We start from the raw sequence: 21,981 nt of genomic DNA, 5'->3' as shown, positions 1-21,981 counted from the left end.
GTGCCGACGATAGTTGAGTCGACCGCCTGTGTTGACGTTTGCCCGATCTAAGGCCACGATGGCTCGCATGCGTTATGTCGTTACCGGCGGTACCGGGTTTATCGGCCGCCGAGTGATCACCCGGATTCTGTCCCGCGAACCCGGCGCCGAAGTATGGGTCCTGGTGCGCCGTGAATCGTTGACGCGGTTCGAGCGGCTGGCCCAAGAGTGGGACGAGCGGGTGAAACCGCTGGTCGGCGACCTGACCGCGGCCGATCTGGGCTTGACCGACACCGACATCGCCGAACTCGGCGACGTCGCGCACGTGGTGCACTGCGCTGCCATCTACGACATGACCGTCGGTGAATCCGAGCAACGGGCTGCCAATGTCGATGGCACCCGCGCGGTGATCGAGCTGGCCCGGCGCCTGGACGCCACGTTGCACCACGTGTCCTCGATCGCGGTCGCCGGAAACCATCGGGGCGTGTTCACCGAGGACGATTTCGACGTCGCTCAGGACCTGCCCACGCCGTATCACCAGACCAAGTTCGAAGCCGAGTTGCTGGTGCGTTCGACACCGGGCCTGCGCTACCGGGTGTACCGCCCGGCCGTCGTGGTCGGCGATTCGCAGACCGGCGAGATGGACAAGATCGACGGCCCGTACTACTTCTTCGGTGTGCTGGCACGCCTCTCGGCGCTTCCCAGGTTCACGCCCATGATGCTGCCCGATTCGGGCCGGACGAATGTCGTGCCGGTGGACTTTGTTGTTGAAGCCGCCGTTCATCTCATGCACGCCGAGGGCAAGGACGGCGAGACGTTCCACCTCACCGCGCCCGAGACCATCGGGCTGCGCGACATCTACCGCGGGGTGGCGGGCGAGGCCGGACTGCCCACGCTGCGCGGATCGCTCCCGCGCGCCACCGCGGCACCGGTGTTGCGGGCGCGGGGACGAGTCAAGGCGGTGCGCAACATCGTCGCCACCCAGCTGGGCATCCCCGGCGAGGTGCTCGACGTGGTCGAGTTGCGGCCGACGTTCACCGCCGACAACGCCACCGCCGCGCTGCGCGGTACCGGCATCGAGGTACCCGAATTCCGCACGTACGCACCGAAACTGTGGCGGTACTGGGCTGAGCACCTCGACCCCGATCGGGCGCGGCGCGACGACCCGGCCGGTCCGCTGGTCGGCAAGCACGTCATCATCACCGGCGCCTCCAGCGGCATCGGCCGCGCGTCGGCCATCGCGGTCGCCGAACGCGGTGCCTGCGTCTTCGCGCTGGCCCGCAATGGCGAGGCGCTCGATGATCTCATCACCGAGATCCGTTCGGCAGGCGGACAGGCTTACGCATTCACCTGCGACGTGACCGATTCGGCGTCGGTCGAGCACACCGTCAAGGACATCCTCGGCCGCTTCGGCCACGTCGACTACCTGGTGAACAACGCCGGGCGGTCCATCCGCCGCTCGGTGGTGAACTCGACGGATCGGCTGCACGATTACGAAAGAGTGATGGCGGTCAACTACTTCGGCGCCGTCCGCATGGTGCTGGCGCTGCTGCCACACTGGCGCGAACGCCGCTTCGGCCACGTGGTCAATGTGTCCAGCGCCGGGGTGCAGGCCAACAGCCCGAAGTACAGCGCCTACCTGCCGTCCAAGGCCGCACTCGACGCCTTCTCCGAGGTGGTCGGCACCGAAACCCTCTCGGATCACATCACTTTCACCAATATCCACATGCCCCTGGTGAAGACGCCGATGATCGCACCGTCACGCAGGCTCAACCCCGTGCCACCGATCTCCGCCGAGCATGCCGCGGCCATGGTGGTGCGTGGCCTGGTGGAGAAACCGGCCCGGATCGACACGCCACTGGGTACCGTCGCCGATTTCGGCAACTATCTGACCCCGAAACTGTCTCGCCGCGTTCTGCATCAGCTGTATCTCGGCTATCCGGACTCGGCCGCCGCCCGTGGGCTGGACGTCGAAGAGGGCACGGTGAGCGCGCCACGCCGGCCCAAGCGTCCGGCCCGCAGTACCCGCGCCCTGCGGGTGCCGCGGTCGGTGGCCCGCCCGGTCAAGCGGGCGGTGCGGCTGGTGCCCGGCGTGCACTGGTAGGCCGGTAGCTACGTCCGCGATCGGCCGTGGTCATCCAACGGCGTTGTCCCAGGCCATCATTGCCATATCCACCGTCGCATCCATATCGGCGCGGGAAGCGCCGTCCCTGGCCTGGATCGACAATCCGTACAGCACCGTGATCATGAACGAGGCCAGCCGCTGCGCGTCGAGGCCATCGGGCAGCTCGCCGTCGGCCATCCCCTCGCGGATCCGGCCGAGCAGACGCGCGCGGTCCTCTTCGCGGCAGGACTTGAGCAGGTCGCGCATCACCTCCGTTTCGCTCGAGTAGGCGATGCCGGCGAGCACGATGAGGCAGCCCGGCGGCGTTGCGGGATCGGCATAGTCGCGCACGTTGTCCCGCAGCATCGCCTCCACGGCCTCCCGGACCGGGCCCGGGCGCTGCAGCGCCATCGTGGTCGGTGAGCGGTCTGGCGCGTTGTAGTACGCGACCGCTTCGCGGAACAGATCCTCCTTGGAACCGAACGTGGCGTACAGGCTCGGGGCATTGAGGCCCATCGCCGCGGTGAGGTCACTGACCCGGGCCCCTTCGTAGCCGCGCTCCCAGAACACGTCCAGCGCCGCCTGCAGCGCGGTGTCCCGATCGAACGCACGGGGCCGGCCGCGGCGACCTACGGGTTGACGGGGCATGGGATCAGTCTATATTTGTAGTATTCATTACAAAATAGATTGGAGCTCGGCATGGCATTGACATCCAAAGCGGCGCTGGTCACCGGAGGCAGCCGCGGGATCGGCGCCGCGATCGCGCAACGACTGGCCGCCGAGGGTGCCGACGTGGCCTTCACCTACCGCTCGTCGCCCGAGCGGGCATCCGAAGTGGTCGACGCGATCACCGGATCCGGCGCGAAAGCCCTTGCCCTACAGCTCGACACCGCCGCACCCGACGCCGCGCAGCGAGCCGTCGATGCGGTAATCGAGGCGTTCGGCCGGCTGGACATCCTGGTGAACAACGCCGGAATCTTCCCCAACGGTCCGCTGGAGGAGGTGAGCACCACCGATATCGACCACGCCATCAATCTGCACATCCGCGCGCCGTTCCTGTTCAGTCAGGCCGCTGCGGCGGTCATGGGCGAGGGCGGCCGGATCATCACCATCGGCAGCAATCTGGCAGACCGCACCCCCTTCCCCGGCGTGACGCTGTATTCGACGACCAAGGCGGCCCTCGGTGCGCTCGCCCGAGGGCTGGCCCGCGATCTCGGGCCCCGGGGAATCACCGCCAACGTGGTGCAACCGGGCAACACCGACACCGAGATGAATCCGGCCGACAGCCCCGACGCCATCGCCGACCTCCCCAACATTCCGCTGGGACGCTTCGCACACGCCGACGAAATCGCCGCCGCCGTCGCCTATCTCGCCGGTCCGGACGCCCAGTACGTCAACGGCACCACCCTGACCGTCGACGGCGGATACAACGCCTGACCCGGAGGCAACGATGTCGTGGGTATTGCTGGTCTTCGCCGGCCTGCTGGAAATCGTCTGGGCGCTGGCGATCAAACAGTCCGAAGGCTTCACCCGGCTGTGGCCGAGCGTGGTGTGCGTGGTCGCTGCAGTGGTCAGTTTCGTAATCCTGGCGCTGGTGGTCAAACACCTGCCGGTGGGCACGGCCTACGCCGTGTGGGCCGGCATCGGGGCGGTCGGGGTGACCATTGCGGGCGTGGTGTTGTTCAGCGATGCGCTGACACCGTTGCGGGTGACGTTCATCGCGCTGATCGTGGTGGGCCTGGTCGGTCTGCGCTTTGTTGAGCAGTGAGCCCGCCCGCCTTAAGGTTGGCGACGTGACGCCACCGCCGCTGAACGGCGAATCGATGATGCCCGTGTTCGCCGATGTGGACACCGGTGTCGACGACGCCATGGCGCTGGCGTATCTGCTGGCCAGCCCGGAAGCCGACCTGGTCGGTATCGCTTCGACAGCGGGAAATATTGGAGTGCAACAGGTCTGCGCCAACAACCTGGGCCTGCTGGAGCTGTGCGCAGTGACCGGGATCCCGGTCTCCAAAGGGTCCGAACAGCCGTTGAGTGCACCACTGCGCACGGCCGAGGACACCCACGGGCCGCAGGGTCTGGGCTACGCGCAACTGCCGGATACCGACCGGCTGCTCACCGCACACGACGCAGCCGAGGCCTGGGTGCGGGCCGCGAGGGCCCACCCGGGTGAGTTGATCGGGCTGGCCACGGGCCCGCTGACCAATCTGGCGCTGGCCATGCGCGCCGAGCCCACCCTGCCCAAGCTGCTGCGTCGCCTGGTGATCATGGGCGGGGCATTCGACTACCGCGGCAACACCACTCCGGTCTCGGAGTGGAACATCAGCGTGGACCCCGAATCCGCAGCCGAGGTGTTCAGCGGCTGGAACGCCGCCTGGGGACTCGACAACGCGACACATGTGCCAATCGTGCTGGGCCTCAACCTCACCGAGAACATCGCGATGACGCCCGCGTTGCTGAACCGGCTGGCATCCGCGGCCGGAGCGCCATCGGCGCCGATGAGCGTGCTCGACGAGAGGGGCACGCGCTCGACTGCGGACAACCCTTTGATCCGCGTGCTCGAAGATGCCATGCGGTTCTATTTCGAGTTCCACTTCGACACCGGCGACGGATATCTGGCCCATTTGCACGATCCCCTGGCCGCCGCGGTCGCGCTGGACCCGGAGTTGGTGAGCTACCGGGAAACCACGATCGATGTCGAGCTGAACGGCACCCTGACCCGCGGTATGACGGTGGCCGACTGGCGCGGACACTGGGGCCGCCCGCCCAATGCGCTGATCGGCACGGAGGTCGACCCGACGGCGTTCTTCGACCGGTTCATCGATCGGGTGGGAGACTACGCGAAGCGGCTGATGTAGCGAGCGCCCCAACGTGGGACAGCGCTACCCAATGCCCCTGTTCGGCGCCTGCGGTACGGGTGTCGGCGCCGGGCGGCTGGGGGTGGGCATGGAAACATCTGGAGCATCGACGATCTGGGGCGTTTCCACGACATCTTCGCGTGTGCAACAGCCGGGATCGATATCTGGCGCGTCGCAGTAGGGAACGGTTCCTCCCATTCCCTTCGTGTCCCCGCCGGCCATGTAGCAACACTGCGCGACGAGATCGTCGTATTCGACACCCGGGTTCCCCGCGGCCACGCAGGCGTTGTAGGCATCCTCGTTCAGTGTTTCCGGTCTGGCGCCGGCGATTGCGGTTGACCATAAGGCGATCCCGGCAAGGAGCACGGATGCAGCCAAGCAGTGACTGGTGCGGGTGGTTGTCGAAGTGGTTGTCGAACGGGTTGTCGAGGTCATTTCCGGTCCTTGGTGGTCGAGTGATCTGGGCGTCCGACCGTCCTGACCGCTATGGGTGGCATGCAATCGGGTCCGTGGTTCGCTGCGTTGACCCGAACCCACAGCAAGATTAGTGATTTAGGGGGAGAATGTCTTTTGCTCGTTTCACTGACTGAAAAGAGCATCATCAGCCCCGGCGCGGGAGGGGGCAGCAATGGTCGGCACTATCGACGACGACCACACCATGGTCGGACGTGTCCTTGCCGTCATCGAGGCGGTGGCTGAGTCTGGGCCCAACACCAATCTCGGGCAGCTGGCCACGATCACCGGCCTCCCCAAGGCAACCGCGCTGCGCATCGCGAACACCCTCGTACGACGCGGGCTGCTGGGGCGCAGTGTGTACGGCTACATGCTCGGACCGGAACTGAGCCGTTTCGGCGAGACAGCTTCGCTGCACCAGGATTTCGACCGTTATCTGCCGGTGCTCGAGGAGCTGCACGCCGCTCACGGCGGTGTGGTGTGGCTGACCGCCGGACACGAGTTGGTCAATGTGCAACCCATTATCGTGGTGTGCGACAACGGGTTATCCGTAGCACAGGTAGGAGGCCCCGCGCCGGGAAGTGCAGCGATGCTGCTCAACACCGCTGGGGGCCATTTGGTGCTGGCACACCAACCGCATCTGCTGGAACGCATGGCCCGCAATGGGATGGCACCCTCTACATCCCATTCTCTACGCGACGTGACACAGCTCTACGCGAGCGTGCATCGAGCCCGGCAGGAGGGAGTCGCCGTGGAATCCGAGCAGAGCAGCCCCGGATGGAGTTGCGCGGCAGCGCTGCTACCGAGCACGACCGACAAATGCGCCCTCATCGGCATCACCATCCCAGCCGGACGAGCCAACACCCGCGAAAAGCTCCGCGCCGTGCTTCGCGCGTTCGACGCGATCGTCGCAGACGCCGGCCCCCTCAACCAATCCCGCACACTCGGCGGCAGACACTAGCTATTCATAGGCACCCTCCAGATACCACCGGCGTTGCCGGTAACACAACAGCAGAGCCATATCCCCTTCCCCGGCCTCCTCGTGACTGCCCAGCAGCACCTGGACCCGCGCGGTGCGTCCGGCCCCCCGGTTCTCCGGATCCCACCACCGCTCGTCGACCGGCCATGGCCCCGCCCACCACCGCAGCCTGCCGTCACGGCGCCCGGCGCCGGCAAGTTGTGCCGGATCGGACGAGAACAATCCGCGGCTGGTGACCCGGACCGGATTTCCTTGGACATCAAGAAGTTCCACCGGATCGTCGAGCAGGACGGTCGGTGAGGGCTCGGGCAGCTGACCGGGCCAGGGCTGCCGAGGGTCGGCTCGTGGCACCGGCTCATCCCCCAACGGCGTGAAGGTGATGCGCTCGGCAGGCCCGCGGCCGCCGCTGAGCACCGGCACCTGCACCGCCTCCGGGCCGAGCAGCCCCTGAACCCGCAGCAGCGCACGCCGCGCCCGCAGCCGGTCCTCCTCCCCGATTCCGCCCCACAGCGGCAATTGCAGCGCCGCGGCCGACACCACCTCCACCGGGCGCAGGCGCAGCACCGTGACGGGGGCGGTGGGCCGCTCGGAAGTGCGACGGTTCAACCAGCCGTCCAGCTGCCAGCGCACCCGGTCGGCGGTGGCATCCTCGGTCAACGGTTCAGCACACCGCCAGACCCGTTCCAACTCTTCACCATTGGCGGTGACGGCATGGATCGCCAGCCGGGTGCAGCCCACCCCGGCCGCCTCCAGATGACGATGCAGATCACTGGCCAGCGACCGGCCCGCGAATGCTGCGGCATCGACCCTTTCGATCGGCGGATCGCAGTTCATCACCGCATCGAGTTCGGTGGCCGGATCCCGCCCGGAGGGGCCCCGGTCCGGCTCCCCGCAGGCGAACCGGTGCGCCGCCACCGCATCGGCCCCGAACCGGGAGGCGACATCGGTGCGGGACAACTCGGCGAACTGCCCCAGAGTTCGGATGCCCATCCGCCACAAGAGGTCTGCCAGGTCCTCGCGACCAGGAGCGGCCAGGGCCGGTTCGGTGGCCAACTGCCGGATCGACAGCCCGGACAGGAACCGCGCGTCGTTCCCGGGTTCGACGATGCACCCCGCCCTGGCGGCGAAGACCGCGGTGGAAAGCTGATCGGCGATACCGACCTGACATTCCGCCCCCGCCGCGGCGACAGCATCGATCAATCGTTCGGCCGCAACCGGTTCGGACCCGAAGTACCGTGCCGCGCCGCGCACCGAGAGCACCAGCAGCCCCGGACGCAGCACCTCGGCACGCGGCACGAGATCGTCCACGGCAAGCGTCACGTTCTCGAAATGACGGGCGTCCCTGGCCGGATCGGCAGCGACGACATGCAATTGCGGGGACCGAGCCTGCGCCTCGCGACGGCGCAGGCCGCGCCGGACCCCGGTGGCACGCGCCGACGCCGAGCAGGCGATCACCCGGTTGGCCAAAGTGACCGCGACCGGCACCGTCGACGTCAAACCGGCCGCCGCCGCGGCGGCCACCGCCGGCCAGTCCATACACCAGAGGGCGAGCACCCTGGAATCCGCAGGCACGAGCTATCCGCCTGCCGCACAAACCGATCCGGTGCCCCGCCCCCTGGCCCGCATGGCCAGCCGGATCCGGCTGATCCGGCCACGCCCGGGCAGCGGGACGTCCTGGCCGGCACCGGCCACCTCATAACCGCACACCCGGGCCTCCAGCCGAGCCGATGCGCCCTGCCAGTCCCCGTCGGTGACCAGCAGGGTGCAGCCCTTCTGCCTGGCCCGTGCCACCATCACCCGGGCCCGACTCGGCGGCACCGAACGCCCGCCCAACCCGAGCACCACCAGATCCATCCCGTCCATCAGCACCGCAGCCACCTCGACCGGGTCGGCACCCGGATCGGGGATCACCGCGAGCCGGCTCAGGTCGGCACCCATCTCCACGGCCGCCAGCAGGCCGACATCGGGTTGCCCGATGATCACCGCATGCCCGCCCCCGGCCGTCACCGCCGCCACCAATCCCAGCGACAGCGACCGGGCGCCCGCAGCCACCGCGACGGACCCGCGTGGCAGCATCGTCGGCAGGCCCTCGGGCAACGTCTCAACCAGCGCCCCAGCCGGCTCCAGCAAAGTTTCCGGAGCCGGGACCACCGCTGGGGACCGGGGCGCGCCACGATGCGCCTGGCCGACCTTGCCCGACACCGAGGCAATCTTGTGCCGGAGGTGTTCTACCTGCTCGGAGCGGGTGAGAAGGCGCAAATCGCACTCTGTCGCAGCAGTCACAACAACACCTCCCGCATCATCTGTCCATCACCGTTTTCGAATATATGTTCGATAGCTCGAGTAAACACCCACCCCCCGACAGCGTCAAGCTGCGAGAGACAGCCGCCCACCCCGGGAGAGGGGGCCGGTCGGAATGGTTCTGCGACGGTCCGGACCTTAAGTTAGAGTTCGGTCCACCAGAACCCGCTTCGGGATGGGACTGGGCCACGATTTGCGTTGCAAGTAGTGGGAATCCACCGCGATTCGCCGAAGGCATTCTTGTAACAGCACGGGGGACAGTGAGGACACCATCATGAAGTCTGGGCAGTTGACTCGTCGGCTCACCGTCATCGCGGGCGGGGCGGCAGTCATCGGGATGATCTCGTTCACCGCGGCGTGCGGCACCGAGGAGAAGAGTCCCGAGACCACCACGCCGACCACCACCACGACGACGACCACCACGCCGGCCTCCCCCGCCCCGCCGCCTCCGCCATCGGTCGAGCCGACCGAGAAGTCGATCAACCCCACCGGCGGAAATCTGTTCACGCCCGGCGTGAAGGCACCGCCGGCGCCGACCGCCATCCCCGGCGACAACTAGGACGCGGAGCACAGAAAGTCGGTCGTTCACCGATGGCCGGGATGAACATGGCGCCCCGACGGGCGCTATTGGCGCTGGTGTTGTCCAGCGCCCTGCTGGTCTCCGACCTGCGGACCACTCCCGCCACGGGCGATTGGGCGTACGGGCCCTCTGAGATCAACGGCCCGTATGCTCAACTGCTTTCTGCCTCAACCGATCTCGGCGACGCCGAAGACGGCTCGGCACAGCTCACCATGACGCTGCTCAACGCCGCCCGACCGGCGACGCTGTTCGGGTGGGCCGAGAAGCACTCACTGTCGGTCCGGTGGCGGCCCGGCAACGCGTGGGCAATCGTAGAGGGCCGGTCCGCCGACATGGCAACCGCTTTCGGGGTGGACATCCACGACTACCGGGGCCGGCGCGGTCAGGAGTTCTACGCCTCACCGCAGCAGCCGTCGATCCCCGAGCCGCTGTCCGGTGAGGTCACCGAAGTCGGCCGCATCCTGGGCTACACGCCGTATCGAATGTCGCTGCCGGACCTGCGGAACCTGCCGACCGATGTTCCGGATCAGGGCCTGACCCCGAAGGGGGTGCTCAACACCTACAACCTCGCCGGCCTGTCGGCACAGGGGTTCACCGGCAAGGGCACCACCATCGTGTTCTTCGCGTTCGACGGATTCGATCAGACCGATCTGGACACCTTCGCCGGCACCTTCGACCTGCCCAGGTTCACGCCCACGGTGGTCGGTGGGCAGCCGAGTGCACCCCGCGGAGAGACCACGATGGACCTGCAGGTCGCCCACGCCATCGCCCCTGATGCGCACAAGGTCGTCATCAATGCCCGGCCGACAGTTCAGGGTGACGGCGCCTACGAGAAGATCGGCAAGATGCTGGAGTCTGCGGACCAGCAGTTCCCCGGCGCAGTGTGGAGCTTCTCGATCGGCTGGGGTTGCGACAAGTTGATCACCGCAGCCGATCTCGCCCCCGTCCGCTCGGCACTTGCCACCGCACACACCCACGGAACCACGGCATTCAACGCCAGTGGTGACCTTGCCGGGCTGGAATGCAAAGGCGGACAAGACTGGTCGTCCGCGCCCGGCAAGGATGACATCGGTCTGGACTCGGTGGCCTCGCTCCCGGAGATGACAGATGTCGGCGGTACAACACTGTCCACTGACGCCGACGGCGGCTGGCTGGCCGAACAGGCCTGGTTCGACGTCCCGCTGTCGCAGGGTACCGGCGGCGGGGTGTCCTCACTGTTCGACCGCCCGGACTGGCAGCGCGGACTTTCCGCACCGGGAAGCACCGAAGCCGGCGGCGACCAGAAGCGGCTGACCCCGGACATCTCGGCTGTCGCCGACCCGTTCACCGGGGTGAAAATCGTTCTGAACGGCCAGGTTCTGGTCGGTGGCGGCACCTCACAGTCCGCACCGCTGTGGGCCGCCATGGCCGCGGTGATGAATCAGTACCTGATCGCCAACGGTGGCCGCGCGCTCGGCGACCTCAACCCGCAGCTGTACCGCATCGCCACAGGGGCTCCGCTGCCGGCGTTCCGCGACGTCACCCTCGGCGGGAACGCGGTGGCCACCGCCGGGCCCGGGTACGACATGGTGACCGGGCTTGGCACACCAGACGTCGAGAACCTCGCAAAGAATCTTCTCGTCCTGCAGAAGGCACGCCGATGACCGACACGCCTGGCGACACCGACGTCCCCACCACCGAGTGCCGCGTCTGCAAGGTCGACGTGCCCGACGGCAAGTACTGCGGCCTGTGTGGGGTGCCGCTCGACAAAGAGCGGGGAGACGGGCCGGAATGGTTGCGGCTCAGCGCATCCTGCGTCGCTCCCGACGAGCATCTGCTGCGCCCGTCGATCGCGAGCTCACTGTTCCCGCACCTATCGGACCAATCCCGTACTCCCTTCCGGGTGGCCATGCTGGCACTGTTGGCCGGTCTGGTGGCCTGCGCACTCCTGAAGCTGCCCGCGGCCCTGATCGCAGTTGCCGCACTCGGTCTTCCCTTGCTCTTCCTGATCTATCTCTACGAGTCCGACGCCTTCCGCGACCTGCGCCGAGTCAATCTGGCACTGACCATGATCCTGGGAATCGCGCTGGGCGTGGGATGGGTGCTTCTCACGGGCCACATCATGGCCAAGTCCTACGGCGTCCCGCTCGGGGCCGGGCTGACCGGATCCCGGATCGTTCGCAACGGCTTGGGCATTCCGCTGGGCGGCGCAATCTTGATGCTGGTGCCTGCCGTGGTGATCCGGCTGTCACGGCCGTCGAGCCGGGAATCGTTGGACGGCTTCATGATCGGCGCACTCGGTGCGACCGCGTTCACCGCGGCGGCCACCCTGACCCGGCTGGCACCCCAGCTCACCACCGGAATGGTGGCGCACAATCGCCCGATGTCCGGGCTGCTCGTCGAAGCTGGAATCCGCGGTATCGCAGTCCCTTTGACCGCAGCGTCCATTGGTGGACTGATCGGCGCGGCGTTGTGGTTCACCCGCCCGGCCACGAAGGCCGGCAAACACGTCGGCTATGTCCGGCTGGTGATGTTCTCCTGCGCATTTGCCGTGTTGCTGATCTACGCAGCGCTGGGCCTGGTCGATGTAGCCCGTATTCCCCAGTGGTTCCAGCTGGGCGTGCACATCGCCGTAGCGCTCACGGCGGTATTGGCGCTACGCGTCGGTCTGCATCTTGCGCTGCTGCACGAGGCACAGGACGAGGTCGCATCTGACCAACCCATCTTCTGCCCACGCTGCGGCCACGTCGTGCCCGACATGTCGTTCTGCCCCCACTGCGGTGCGGCCACCCACGCGTCCTCACGCACATCCAGAGAAGAACGCCGCGAGCGCCGGCCGGTACGCGATTCGGGGTCCGACGGCGGATGAGCACGTTCTTTCCCGGATACGCGGTGCCGATCGCGACAGGCAGAACCCGAGGCATCCGCGGCACCTCCGCCCTGAAACTGCTGACCGTCCTGGGCACCGGAATCGCCCTGGTGGCCGGCGTGCTGGCCTGGGTCTCCCATACGACGAGCCGCCCGCCGGTCCGCTACATGTGTCCGCCGGACTGCGGGCGGCCACCGACCGGGCAGGCGGTGGCGATCAATCCGGTGTTCACCGCCCCCGACGGGAGTTTCTCGGTCTCGTACCCGGTGGCCTCCTCGGCGTACAAGGTCACCACCAACCCGACGGGCGTCACCGCGGAATTCCAGGCCGGAGACGGTGGCATGCTGCAGTTGTTCAGCGAGCCGGCCGGTGGCCGCAGCCCCGAGGACATCGCCAATTCCCTTGTCGAAAAGACGTTTCCGGACACCAAGACCGCCTACAACATCCCCAATGCGATGGTGGGTTACCACCCTGGGTTCGGCCTGGTGGCCGATTGCTGGCCGCAGGGCGCCGCGAGTAACTACATGCGGATGCGGGTCCTGGTTCTGGTCGCGGTGAAAGACGACCTGGCGCTCGTCGCGTCGGCGGTCGGACCCTACCGGGAATTCGGCCCGGGCTCTGGTGCCAGTAAACCCTCGGGCGCCAACCTGCAGCTGGCGCTGGACATGGGCAAATATGTCAACAGTTTCCGCTGGCGCGGAGATCCTGGCCGCTGAGCTGGCCGTTCGAGCAGGTACGGATACTGTCGCGGCCAGATTCCGCAATTGACGCCCGCGCCGGAGCGCACTGGGATAGAGTTTGCCAGCAACCCGATTGGGTGCTGTTTCAAGCCGCCCGCGGGGCACAGTTAGGACTAATCATGAGGTCACGCCGATCAGCTCGTCGCCTCGCAGCCGCCGCGGCCTCCGCCGCGGTCATCGGAATCGTCGGGCTCAGTGCTTGCGGTACCGGCGAGAAAGCACCCGAGACCACGAGCCCCACCCCGACCACCACGACAACGACCACCACGACGCCGCCGTCGATGCCCGTCGCGCCCACAGAGAAGCAGGTCACCCCCGGCGGTGCCAACAGCTTCACACCCACCCACGTCGAACCGGCGGCACCACCCACCGGGCGCCATGGGATCGGAAGCCCGCACAGGCAGTAGTGGCGTCAGACGTCGGCCGCTGATCCCGCGGCCGGTCACACCATGAGCACCGGTACCCACCCCGACGCCCCAGTGCCCGCAATCGAATGCCGGGTGTGTGAAACCGTCGTTCCGGCCGGCACGTTCTGCGGTCGGTGTGGTGCATATCTGGAGCGCTCGCGCGGTGGGCTCGGATGGTTGCGGATCACGGCGTATTGCGCCGGCCGGAACGAACACCTGCTCCGGCCGTCGGTGGTCAGTTCACTGTTCCCACAACTACCGCGGCATTCACGCACACCGTTCCGGCTGGCGGTGGGCCTGCTGCTGATCGCGGTGCTCGCCTGCGCACTGCTGCGGCTGCCCGCGGCGATGAACGCATTGGCCGCGTTCGGAGTACCGCTGCTGTTCCTCACATATCTACGCCGATCCGTTGTCCTACACGATGTTCCGGGACCCACGCTGCTGCTGACTGCTGCCATGGGGGCCGGGCTGGGCGCCGCCTGGACACTGACGACCGGTACCGCGGTGGCCCGCGAATACGACATGCCCATGGGCGCCGACATCCCGCAGTTCCGGATCCTGCGCGACGGCCTCGGCGTCCCGCTCGGCGCCATGCTGCTGATGCTCACCCCGGTGGTGGTGGTCCGCCTGCTCGGCCCGCGCACGCGAAAACCGTTGAACGGCTTTGTGATCGGAGCTCTCGGTGCACTGGCTTTCACCGGGGTCGCCACGCTGAGCCGGTTGGCTCCGCAGTTCGACGACGGAATGGTAGACCGCGACCGCCCGTTGAGTGGGCTGTTGGTCCAGGCCGGAATTCAGACGATGGCGGTGCCGTTGACGGCCGCGGCCGCCGGTGCTCTGGTCGGTATCGTTCTGTGGTTCAACCCGGCGTCGGACGACGTGCCCGAACGCCCGAAGCATGCGCGTGCAGTCGTGGCACTGACGGCCGCATCCGTCCCGGCCTGCTATGCGGCCCTCGGCCTGATCGGCGTCGCGCCGGTGTCGCAGTTCTGGATACTGGCAGCGCATTTCGTCGTACTGGCGGTGACACTGCTGGCCTTGCGCATCGGCCTGCAGCTCGCCTTGCTGCACCAGGCGCATGAGCCCGTAAATACTGACGAAACACTGCGGTGCCCACAGTGCGACAACACAGTTCCCGACATGGCGTTCTGCCCGGACTGTGGGGGCGCGATCCGGGCGCTGTCACGACCGGTACAGCGGGACCGCGACCGGCAGCTGTTGGCGGCATGGGGTGCCGCGGTCACGCTGCTGGCATTGGCCCTCGTCGGCGTGTCCGCCTTGATCAGCAGCCCGCCCGCACGCTACCGATGCCCGCCCGACTGTGGCAGACCACCGACCACGGAGCCGGTGGCGACCAATCCTCGCTTCACCGCCGCCGACGGTGCGTTCTCCGTCGCGTATCCGGCCACCGGTGCGGCCTATTCGGTCACGACCGCCGACGACGGTGTGACGGCGGATTTCCTGGCCGGCGACGGCGGCACCATGCAACTGATCGGCATGCCCGCGGCCGGGCGAACGCCGAAGGAGATCGCCACGGCCCTGCTCGAAGAGACCTATCCCGATACCGAGATTGATTACGAGATCCCGAATGCCATGGTCGGTTACCACCCCGGCTACGGGATGGTCCTCGACAGCTGGCCGCAGAACACCACCGGCGACTACATGCGGGTGCGCGTGGTCATTCTGGCGGCGGTCAAGAACGATCTGGCCCTGATCGCCGTCGCCAGCGGTCCCTATCACGCCTACGGCCCCGATTTCGGCCCGGGCATTCCGTCCGGTGCCAACCTGGACCTGGCACTGGACATGGGCAAGTACGTCAACAGTTTTCGGTGGCGCGGCGACCCGGCGCGCTGACCTGGCCGGAACGGAACGCGATACCTACATCGCCAATTGTTGACATTGACAAATGTCATCAATTGGGGGTGTACTCCTTGCACGCTTCAATGAGGAGGCCCCATGTCCGGAACCACCGGAATTCACCCGGCCGTGCCGCGCCGCGGATCCCTGCGAGCCCGTGGTGCATCCAGAGTCAGCAGCCTGACTCTGCGCCAGGTCAGCGCCGCCCTCCCGCCCGACACCGGCTGGGGACTGTGGACCTCACGCAGGCTGATCGCGCGGATCATGGCCACCTTCGGGCCGTCGCTGTCGGGCACCCGAGTCGAACGTGTCGACGTGCGCATGGCCGACGGTCGGCGCGTCGTGGGCGAATGGGTGCGCGGCCCTGGCGTGACCGAAGGTGAACGCGCTGTCTACTACCTGCACGGCAGCGGATTCGCGCTGTGCTCGCCGCTGACTCACCGGCGGCTCACCGCATGGTTGTCGCGCCTGACCGGACTGCCGGTCTTCTGCGTCGACTACCGATTGGCTCCCGAACACCGGTTCCCCGCCGCCGCCAACGACGTTCGCGCAGGATGGGATTGGCTGTGCACCGAACGCGGACTCCGCCCCGACCGCATCGTGATGGCCGGCGACTCCGCGGGCGGGCACCTGGCCGTGGATCTGCTCCTGCAGCCCGACGTGGCACACCCAGCCGGGCTGGTGTTGTTCTCCCCGCTGATCGACCTGACATTCACGCTTGCCCGCGCCCGCGAAAGCCTGCGCCCCGACCCCGCGATTCGCGTAGCCGACGCAGCGCGGCTGGTCGAGTTGTATTGCGGAAGAGTAGATGTCAGCCATCCCCGACTGAAACTGGACATCGCGGGCGGGCGGCCGTTGCCGCCCACGTTGATCCAGGCCGGTGGCGCCGAGATGCTGCTCGCCGACGCACGCTCACTCGACGCGGACATCCGCGCGGCGGGCGGCGATGCCGAGCTGCAGGTGTGGCCCGACCAGGTGCACGTTTTCCAGGCACTACCCCGGCTCAGCCCGGAAGCCGCCCCTGCCATGCGACAGGCCGCCGGCTTCATCTCGGAATCCCTGCGCTACTCCACGATCGAGGTCGCCAGGTGAACATCTTCGGATCGGGCCGCAAACGCAGCCGCCATGCCGACGCCGTCGTCACCGGTGCGGGCAGCGGCATCGGTGCCGCGTTCGCCCGCGAACTGGCCGCCCGCGGCGGCAGAGTGGTCTGCAGCGACATCGACGAGGCCGGCGCCCGGGCCACCGCCGACGCCATCGTCGCCGGCGGTGGTCAAGCCACCGCGGTGCGCTGCGACGTCTCGCAGATCGAGGAAGTCGGCCGTCTCGCCGACGCCGCACAAACCTGGTTCGACGGCCCGCCCTCACTGGTCGTCAACAACGCGGGTGTCGGAGCGGGCGGACAACCGGTCGGCGACACCAGCATCGAGGACTGGAACTGGGTGCTCGGCATCAACCTCTGGGGCCCGATTCACGGCTGCCACGTGTTCACACCCATTCTGCGGGCGGCACATTCGGATCAGCCGCGCGGCATCATCAACGTCGCCTCGGCCGCGGCATACGGCGCGGCGCCGGGAATGGCCGCCTACAACGTGAGCAAGGCCGGGACGCTGTCGCTGTCGGAGACGCTGGCCGCCGAGCTGTCCGGCACCGGCATCAACGTCACCGTGCTGTGCCCGACGTTCGTCAAGACCAACATCGTCACGTCCGGCCGGATCACCGAACAATCCACCCAGCTCGCCGACCGGCTGATGCGCTGGACCGGCTTCTCGCCGGACCGGGTCGCCCGGATGTGCCTGGACACCAACGACCGTGGCGGCCTGTACTGCATGCCACAGCCCGATGCCCGGATCGGTTGGGGCATCAAACGACTCACCCCGACGTTCTACACCCGCGCCGTGGGTTTGACGACCCGCGTCACTGATGACCTTTCTGCTCCTCGCGTCCGCACTCCCAAGGAGGTTTAGCCATGGCCATGGATATGGAACGAATGCTCGCGAAGATCAAGGACCGCCAGTGGGCGTTGGCCGACATCGACTGGGACGCACCGGGCGCCGAGACCATCACCGATGAGATGCGGCCCAAGCTCAAGGCTTTCATGGCCGATCTGTGCTGGATCGAGAACGTCGGTGCGCGCGGGTTCGCCGCGCTCGCCAAGAAGGCGCCGACGCCGACCATCGCCGAGATCTACCGCTACTTCCACGCCGAAGAACAACGGCACGCCAACGCCGAACTGGCCTTGATGAAGCGCTGGGGCATGCTCGAGGACGGCGAGATGCCCGAACCCAACGTCAACATCCGGCTGGCCATCGAATGGCTGGACACCTTCTCCGACAACATGTCGCTGTCGATCCTCGGTACCGTCATCCCGATGCTCGAGGTGGCCCTTGATGGAGCACTGTTGAAGTTCCTGCTCGAAGAGGTCGACGATCCTGTCTGTCATCAAGTCTTCGAGAAGATCAACAACGACGAATCTCGCCATATCGCAGTTGATTTCGAGGTGCTGAACATGATCGGCAACTCCACCGTGCGGCGACTGGCGGTCGAATTCGTCGGCAACGTGGCCTCACCGGGCGTGATCATCGGCACCTTGATGTACGTGCCGCTGCTCAACCGGATGCGCAACAACATCGTCGACATGGGCCTGCAGCCCGAGAAGCTGTACAAGGCCATGATGCGCTTCAAGGAGATCGGAGGCCGCGGTGAGCACACCTGGCGCGTACCGACCTATCAGCTGCTCAAGCTCCACGGCCGGATGGTCACCAACCCGCGTCACCCCTACCACTGGATCGCCAACCCCATGGTGTGGGCGTCCGACCGCTACCCGAAGACAATGCTCCGACCGATACCCAGCTGGTTCAAAGAGCTGACCCACGAGCCGGCGGCCTGATATGCGCACATACGACACGCTGATCGTCGGTGCCGGGTTCACCGGCATCGGCACCGCCATCAAGCTCATCGAGGCCGGCGTCGACGATTTCGTCATCCTGGACCGCTCGGACAACGTCGGCGGGACCTGGCGTGACAACACCTATCCCGGTGCGGCATGCGATATTCCGTCATTGCTGTACTCGTTCTCTTTCGTCAAGAATCCGGACTGGTCCCGGGCCTACTCCCCGGCCGGCGAGATCCGTGCGCACATCGAGGACATGGTCGACGCATTCGACCTGCGCCGGCGCATCCAGTTCGGTGTCGAGGTCAACGGTCTGTCCTTCGACGAGGCCGACGGGGTCTGGACGGTGAAGACCACGGGGCGGGAACAGTTTCAGGCGCGCGCCGTCGTACTGGCCTCCGGTCCCCTGCCTGACCACAAATGGCCCGATATCCGCGGATTGGACACATATGAGGGCCACAAGATCCACAGCGCCAACTGGGATCACGACTACGACTTCACCGACAAACGCGTCGCCGTCATCGGCACCGGAGCCAGCGCCGTGCAGATCATTCCCGAGCTGGTGAAGACCGCCGGATTCGTCAAGGTGTTCCAGCGCACCCCGGGCTGGGTGATCCCGCGGCTGGACATCGAAACGCCACCGGCGGCGCGCACGTTGTTCGCGAAAGTACCTGCCGCACAACAGCTCGCCAGGCAGATCCTGTTCTGGGGTCATGAAGCGAGCGCGACGGCCATGGTGTGGAACACCCCGCTGACCGGGCTGGTGGCCCGGCTCGGCAAGGCACATCTGCGCCGGCAGGTTTCCGACCCGTGGCTGCGCCGGCAACTGACCCCGGATTTCACCCCCGGCTGCAAGCGCATGCTGGTCTCCAGCGATTACTACCCGGCGCTGCAACGCGACAACTGCAAGCTCATCGACTGGCCCATCGCCACGATGAGCCCGGTGGGCATCCGCACCAGTGACGGCATCGAACACCACCTCGATGCGATCGTGTTCGCCACCGGCTTCGACGTCCACCTCACCGGCCCGCCCTATCCCGTCACTGGGCTCGGCGGCCGGTCCCTGGCCGACGAGTGGACCGGCGGCGCCCAGGCGTACAAGAGCATCAATGTCCACGGGTATCCGAACCTGTTCCTGATGACCGGCCCCAATTCGGGGCCGGGGCACAATTCGCTACTCGTCTATGTCGAGGGCCAGATCGACTACGCCGTCAACGGCATCAGAACCATCCTGCGCAAGAATCTCCGGTACCTCGACGTGCGGGCGGACGTGCAACAGCGGCACAACACCCGGCTGCAAGAGCGACTGACCAAAACCACCTGGATGTCGGGGTGCACCAGTTGGTACCTGACCGCAGACGGATTCAACGCGTCGATGTATCCCGGGACCGCCACCCAGTATCTTCGACAGATGCGGGATTTCCGGCTGGGCGACTATGACGTAGCGGTGCGCGACGCACGTGTCGCGATCAGCTCCTCGGCCTGATGGCGGCCAAGCAGCCCCGACAGCCTGCGGGGGCCATCTCCACCATCCTCACCGGCCTGCGCCGGGCTCCCCGGCAGATCCGGCGCGGCTCACGCGACGTCATCGAGACGGCGGTGTCCCAGCTCTTCGATGCCGCCGTACAGCCCCACGGTGCCGCGGCGTCCGGCGAATATCGGATCGACGAACTCGCCCGGCTGGCCGGCACCACCACACGCAACATCAGGGTGTACCGCGACCGGGGGCTGCTGCATCCGCCGCTGCGCGTCGGCCGGATCGCGTTGTTCAACGACACCCACCTCACCCGGTTGCGGCTGATCACCTCGATGCTGGACCGGGGCTACAACATCGCGCACGTCCACGAGATGCTCAGCGCCTGGGAGCAGGGCAAGGACATCGGCGATGTTCTCGGTCTCGAGGATGCCATCGCCGGGAACTGGGCGACCGAGAAACCCGAGCGGATGCCGCTCGTCGATGCCAAGAGGCTGGTCGACGACGACGCGGCGTTCGACCGGCTGGTCGGCAACGGCGTGATCAAGCTCGATACCGAACAGGCAATCATCGTGCGGCCCAAGCTGATCGAGGCGTTCAACGAGGTACGGCGCTACGGTGTGCCGATCGACACGCTGATCGACGTGCACGAGCAGGTGGTGCCGCTGCTCGACCAGATCAGCTCCATCCTGGTTCAGGCAGGCGTGGAGCAGGTGTCCGAGAAGATCAAACCCGGGGAGTCCCTACCCGCGGATACCGAAGTGGCCGAACTGATCACGATGCTGATCCAGTTCCGGACGCAGGCCGTCTCCGCGGTGAGCGCGACACTGGCCGCCTCGATCGAGTCGACCATCGAATCCGTGGTCAGTCAGATGTTGACCGAGTACGTCGAGAAGGCGGCCGAGTAACCGGTGTCTATTCCCACTCGATGGTGCCCGGCGGCTTGCTGGTGACATCCAGCACCACCCGGTTGACCTCGGGCACCTCGTTGGTGATCCTGGTCGAAATCCGTTCCAGCACTTCGTAAGGCACGCGCGTCCAGTCCGCGGTCATGGCGTCCTCACTGGAAACCGGCCGCAGCACGATCGGGTGGCCGTAGGTGCGTCCGTCGCCCTGCACACCGACCGAACGGACGTCGGCCAGCAGCACCACCGGGCACTGCCAGATCTGTTGATCCAAGCCGGCGGCGGTGAGCTCCTCGCGGGCGATCGCGTCGGCACGGCGCAGTGTGTCGAGCCGGTCGGCGGTCACCTCGCCCACGATGCGAATGCCCAGGCCTGGCCCCGGGAATGGTTGGCGGGCAACGATTTCCTCGGGCAGGCCCAGCTCACGGCCCACCGCACGCACCTCGTCCTTGAACAGCAGACGCAGCGGCTCAACGAGCTTGAACTTGAGGTCGTCGGGCAGCCCACCGACGTTGTGATGGCTCTTGATGTTGGCGGTGCCAGTACCACCGCCGGATTCGACGACGTCGGGATACAGCGTGCCCTGCACCAGGAAGTCGATGTCCGACTCGCTGAGAGTGTCACGCACCGCACCCTCGAAGGCGCGGATGAACTCGCGACCGATGATCTTGCGCTTACCCTCGGGGTTGGTCACCCCGGTCAATGCTTCGAGGAAACGGGCGGCGACATCGACGGTCACCAGCTTGGCGCCGGTGGCGGCGACGAAATCGCGTTGCACCTGTGCGCGCTCCCCGGCCCGCAGCAGACCGTGGTCGACGAACACACACGTGAGCCGGTCCCCGATCGCGCGTTGCACCAGAGCGGCGGCGACCGCTGAGTCGACACCACCGGACAGACCACAGATGGCCTGGCCGTCACCGATCTGGGCGCGGACCGCCTCGATCAACTGCTCGGCGATATTCGCCGGGGTCCACGTCGCGCCGATCCCGGCGAACTCGTGCAGGAACCGGCTCAGCACCTGCTGACCGTGGGGCGAATGCAGCACCTCGGGGTGATACTGCACGCCGGCCAGTCGCCGGGCCCGGTTCTCGAAACCCGCGACCGGTGCGCCGGCGCTGGAGGCGATCACCTCGAAGCCTTGGGGTGCCGCCGTGACCGCATCGCCGTGGCTCATCCAGACCGGCTGGGTGGCGGGCAGCTCGGAGTGCAGATCGCCGCCGGAAACGTTCAGCTCGGTCCGGCCGTATTCGCTGGTACCGGTGTGTTCGACGGTGCCGCCGAGGGCTTGGGCCATGGCCTGGAAGCCGTAGCAGATGCCGAACACCGGGACGTCGAGATCGAACAGCGCCGGATCCAGCCGTGGCGCACCTTCGGCATAGACACTGGCCGGGCCGCCCGAGAGCACGACGGCCTGCGGGTCCTTGGCCTTGATCTCCTCGACAGTGGTGGTGTGAGGGATGACCTCGGAGAACACCCGCGCCTCACGGACCCGGCGAGCGATCAGCTGTGCGTACTGAGCGCCGAAGTCGACGACGAGGACCGGACGGGGAGATGCAGATGTCACCGGAACAGTCTAGTGGGCTGCTCAGAGCCTGCTCGCGGC

Annotated in this window: 21 protein-coding genes; 16 read left to right on the top strand and 5 right to left on the bottom strand. The window is 67.0% G+C overall.

Features of this window, described 5'->3' with window-relative positions:
• Positions 1 to 67 precede the first annotated feature (67 nt).
• Entirely contained in the window at positions 68 to 2,083 is a 2,016-nt protein-coding gene (locus QQ25_RS08745; protein ID WP_101906222.1) for an SDR family oxidoreductase, read from the top strand.
• 30 nt (positions 2,084 to 2,113) lie between these two features.
• Here the strand turns inward: QQ25_RS08745 and QQ25_RS08740 are convergent, their stop codons facing one another.
• Positions 2,114 to 2,731, bottom strand: a complete 618-nt coding sequence (locus QQ25_RS08740; RefSeq protein ID WP_039378258.1) for a TetR/AcrR family transcriptional regulator — start codon at positions 2,729 to 2,731, stop codon at positions 2,114 to 2,116.
• A 51-nt stretch (positions 2,732 to 2,782) separates the two neighbouring features.
• On the opposite strand from QQ25_RS08740, the gene QQ25_RS08735 reads away from it, so the two are divergent.
• The 3 genes from QQ25_RS08735 to QQ25_RS08725 are packed head-to-tail and all read left to right on the top strand — an operon-like array spanning position 2,783 to position 4,941.
• Positions 2,783 to 3,520, top strand: coding sequence for an SDR family NAD(P)-dependent oxidoreductase (locus QQ25_RS08735; RefSeq protein WP_039378257.1), 738 nt, complete (start codon positions 2,783 to 2,785; stop codon positions 3,518 to 3,520).
• Between the two features lie 13 nt (positions 3,521 to 3,533).
• Positions 3,534 to 3,851, top strand: coding sequence for a DMT family transporter (locus QQ25_RS08730; RefSeq protein ID WP_039378255.1), 318 nt, complete (start codon positions 3,534 to 3,536; stop codon positions 3,849 to 3,851).
• A gap of 58 nt (positions 3,852 to 3,909) precedes the next feature.
• Positions 3,910 to 4,941, top strand: coding sequence for a nucleoside hydrolase (locus QQ25_RS08725; protein ID WP_039378651.1), 1,032 nt, complete (start codon positions 3,910 to 3,912; stop codon positions 4,939 to 4,941).
• A 24-nt stretch (positions 4,942 to 4,965) separates the two neighbouring features.
• Here the strand turns inward: QQ25_RS08725 and QQ25_RS30825 are convergent, their stop codons facing one another.
• Positions 4,966 to 5,376, bottom strand: a complete 411-nt coding sequence (locus QQ25_RS30825) for a hypothetical protein (protein WP_131546132.1) — start codon at positions 5,374 to 5,376, stop codon at positions 4,966 to 4,968.
• A 193-nt stretch (positions 5,377 to 5,569) separates the two neighbouring features.
• Between QQ25_RS30825 and QQ25_RS08720 the strand changes: the two genes are divergently transcribed.
• A complete protein-coding gene (locus QQ25_RS08720; RefSeq protein WP_039317225.1) occupies positions 5,570 to 6,355 on the top strand; it encodes an IclR family transcriptional regulator in 786 nt (261 codons plus the stop codon).
• Here the strand turns inward: QQ25_RS08720 and QQ25_RS08715 are convergent, their stop codons facing one another.
• A complete protein-coding gene (locus QQ25_RS08715) occupies positions 6,356 to 7,909 on the bottom strand; it encodes a DNA polymerase Y family protein (protein WP_052235713.1) in 1,554 nt (517 codons plus the stop codon).
• A 39-nt stretch (positions 7,910 to 7,948) separates the two neighbouring features.
• The gene (locus tag QQ25_RS08710; protein ID WP_039317223.1) at positions 7,949 to 8,656 is read right to left on the bottom strand and encodes a DnaE2-dependent mutagenesis accessory factor ImuA'; all 708 of its coding nucleotides are present in this window, start codon (positions 8,654 to 8,656) and stop codon (positions 7,949 to 7,951) included.
• Positions 8,657 to 8,948: 292 nt separating this feature from the next.
• On the opposite strand from QQ25_RS08710, the gene QQ25_RS30100 reads away from it, so the two are divergent.
• The 11 genes from QQ25_RS30100 to QQ25_RS08655 all read left to right on the top strand — a co-directional run bounded on the left by QQ25_RS30100 (position 8,949) and on the right by QQ25_RS08655 (position 20,381).
• Entirely contained in the window at positions 8,949 to 9,233 is a 285-nt protein-coding gene (locus tag QQ25_RS30100; RefSeq protein WP_082017461.1) for a hypothetical protein, read from the top strand.
• Positions 9,234 to 9,274: 41 nt separating this feature from the next.
• The gene (locus QQ25_RS08700) at positions 9,275 to 10,897 is read left to right on the top strand and encodes a S53 family peptidase (RefSeq protein WP_039378650.1); all 1,623 of its coding nucleotides are present in this window, start codon (positions 9,275 to 9,277) and stop codon (positions 10,895 to 10,897) included.
• Positions 10,894 to 12,102, top strand: coding sequence for a zinc ribbon domain-containing protein (locus QQ25_RS08695; protein WP_039317219.1), 1,209 nt, complete (start codon positions 10,894 to 10,896; stop codon positions 12,100 to 12,102). Before QQ25_RS08700 ends, QQ25_RS08695 begins: the two co-directional genes overlap by 4 nt.
• Positions 12,099 to 12,818, top strand: a complete 720-nt coding sequence (locus QQ25_RS08690) for a hypothetical protein (RefSeq protein WP_039317217.1) — start codon at positions 12,099 to 12,101, stop codon at positions 12,816 to 12,818. Before QQ25_RS08695 ends, QQ25_RS08690 begins: the two co-directional genes overlap by 4 nt.
• A 143-nt stretch (positions 12,819 to 12,961) precedes the next feature.
• Positions 12,962 to 13,249, top strand: a complete 288-nt coding sequence (locus QQ25_RS30095) for a hypothetical protein (RefSeq protein ID WP_082017459.1) — start codon at positions 12,962 to 12,964, stop codon at positions 13,247 to 13,249.
• Between the two features lie 42 nt (positions 13,250 to 13,291).
• A complete protein-coding gene (locus QQ25_RS08680; RefSeq protein ID WP_039378251.1) occupies positions 13,292 to 15,103 on the top strand; it encodes a zinc ribbon domain-containing protein in 1,812 nt (603 codons plus the stop codon).
• Positions 15,104 to 15,205: 102 nt separating this feature from the next.
• Positions 15,206 to 16,198: an alpha/beta hydrolase gene (locus tag QQ25_RS08675; protein WP_039317212.1), complete on the top strand. Its 993-nt coding sequence runs from the start codon at positions 15,206 to 15,208 to the stop codon at positions 16,196 to 16,198.
• Positions 16,195 to 17,073, top strand: a complete 879-nt coding sequence (locus tag QQ25_RS08670; RefSeq protein WP_052235712.1) for an SDR family NAD(P)-dependent oxidoreductase — start codon at positions 16,195 to 16,197, stop codon at positions 17,071 to 17,073. Before QQ25_RS08675 ends, QQ25_RS08670 begins: the two co-directional genes overlap by 4 nt.
• A 2-nt stretch (positions 17,074 to 17,075) precedes the next feature.
• The gene (locus QQ25_RS08665) at positions 17,076 to 17,996 is read left to right on the top strand and encodes a reductase (protein WP_039317210.1); all 921 of its coding nucleotides are present in this window, start codon (positions 17,076 to 17,078) and stop codon (positions 17,994 to 17,996) included.
• Position 17,997: 1 nt separating this feature from the next.
• Positions 17,998 to 19,485 (top strand): flavin-containing monooxygenase, encoded by a 1,488-nt coding sequence (locus tag QQ25_RS08660; protein ID WP_039378250.1) that lies wholly within the window; start codon positions 17,998 to 18,000, stop codon positions 19,483 to 19,485.
• Positions 19,485 to 20,381 (top strand): MerR family transcriptional regulator, encoded by an 897-nt coding sequence (locus QQ25_RS08655; protein ID WP_039317206.1) that lies wholly within the window; start codon positions 19,485 to 19,487, stop codon positions 20,379 to 20,381. Before QQ25_RS08660 ends, QQ25_RS08655 begins: the two co-directional genes overlap by 1 nt.
• 7 nt (positions 20,382 to 20,388) lie before the next feature.
• On the opposite strand, the gene guaA is transcribed toward QQ25_RS08655, so the two are convergent.
• Entirely contained in the window at positions 20,389 to 21,942 is a 1,554-nt protein-coding gene (gene guaA / locus QQ25_RS08650) for a glutamine-hydrolyzing GMP synthase (RefSeq protein WP_039378249.1), read from the bottom strand.
• Positions 21,943 to 21,981 lie beyond the last annotated feature (39 nt).

Origin of the sequence: Mycolicibacterium setense (genome assembly GCF_000805385.1) — a bacterium.
GTDB lineage: Bacteria > Actinomycetota > Actinomycetes > Mycobacteriales > Mycobacteriaceae > Mycobacterium > Mycobacterium setense.
This window is presented reverse-complemented; position numbering and strand designations above follow the sequence as displayed.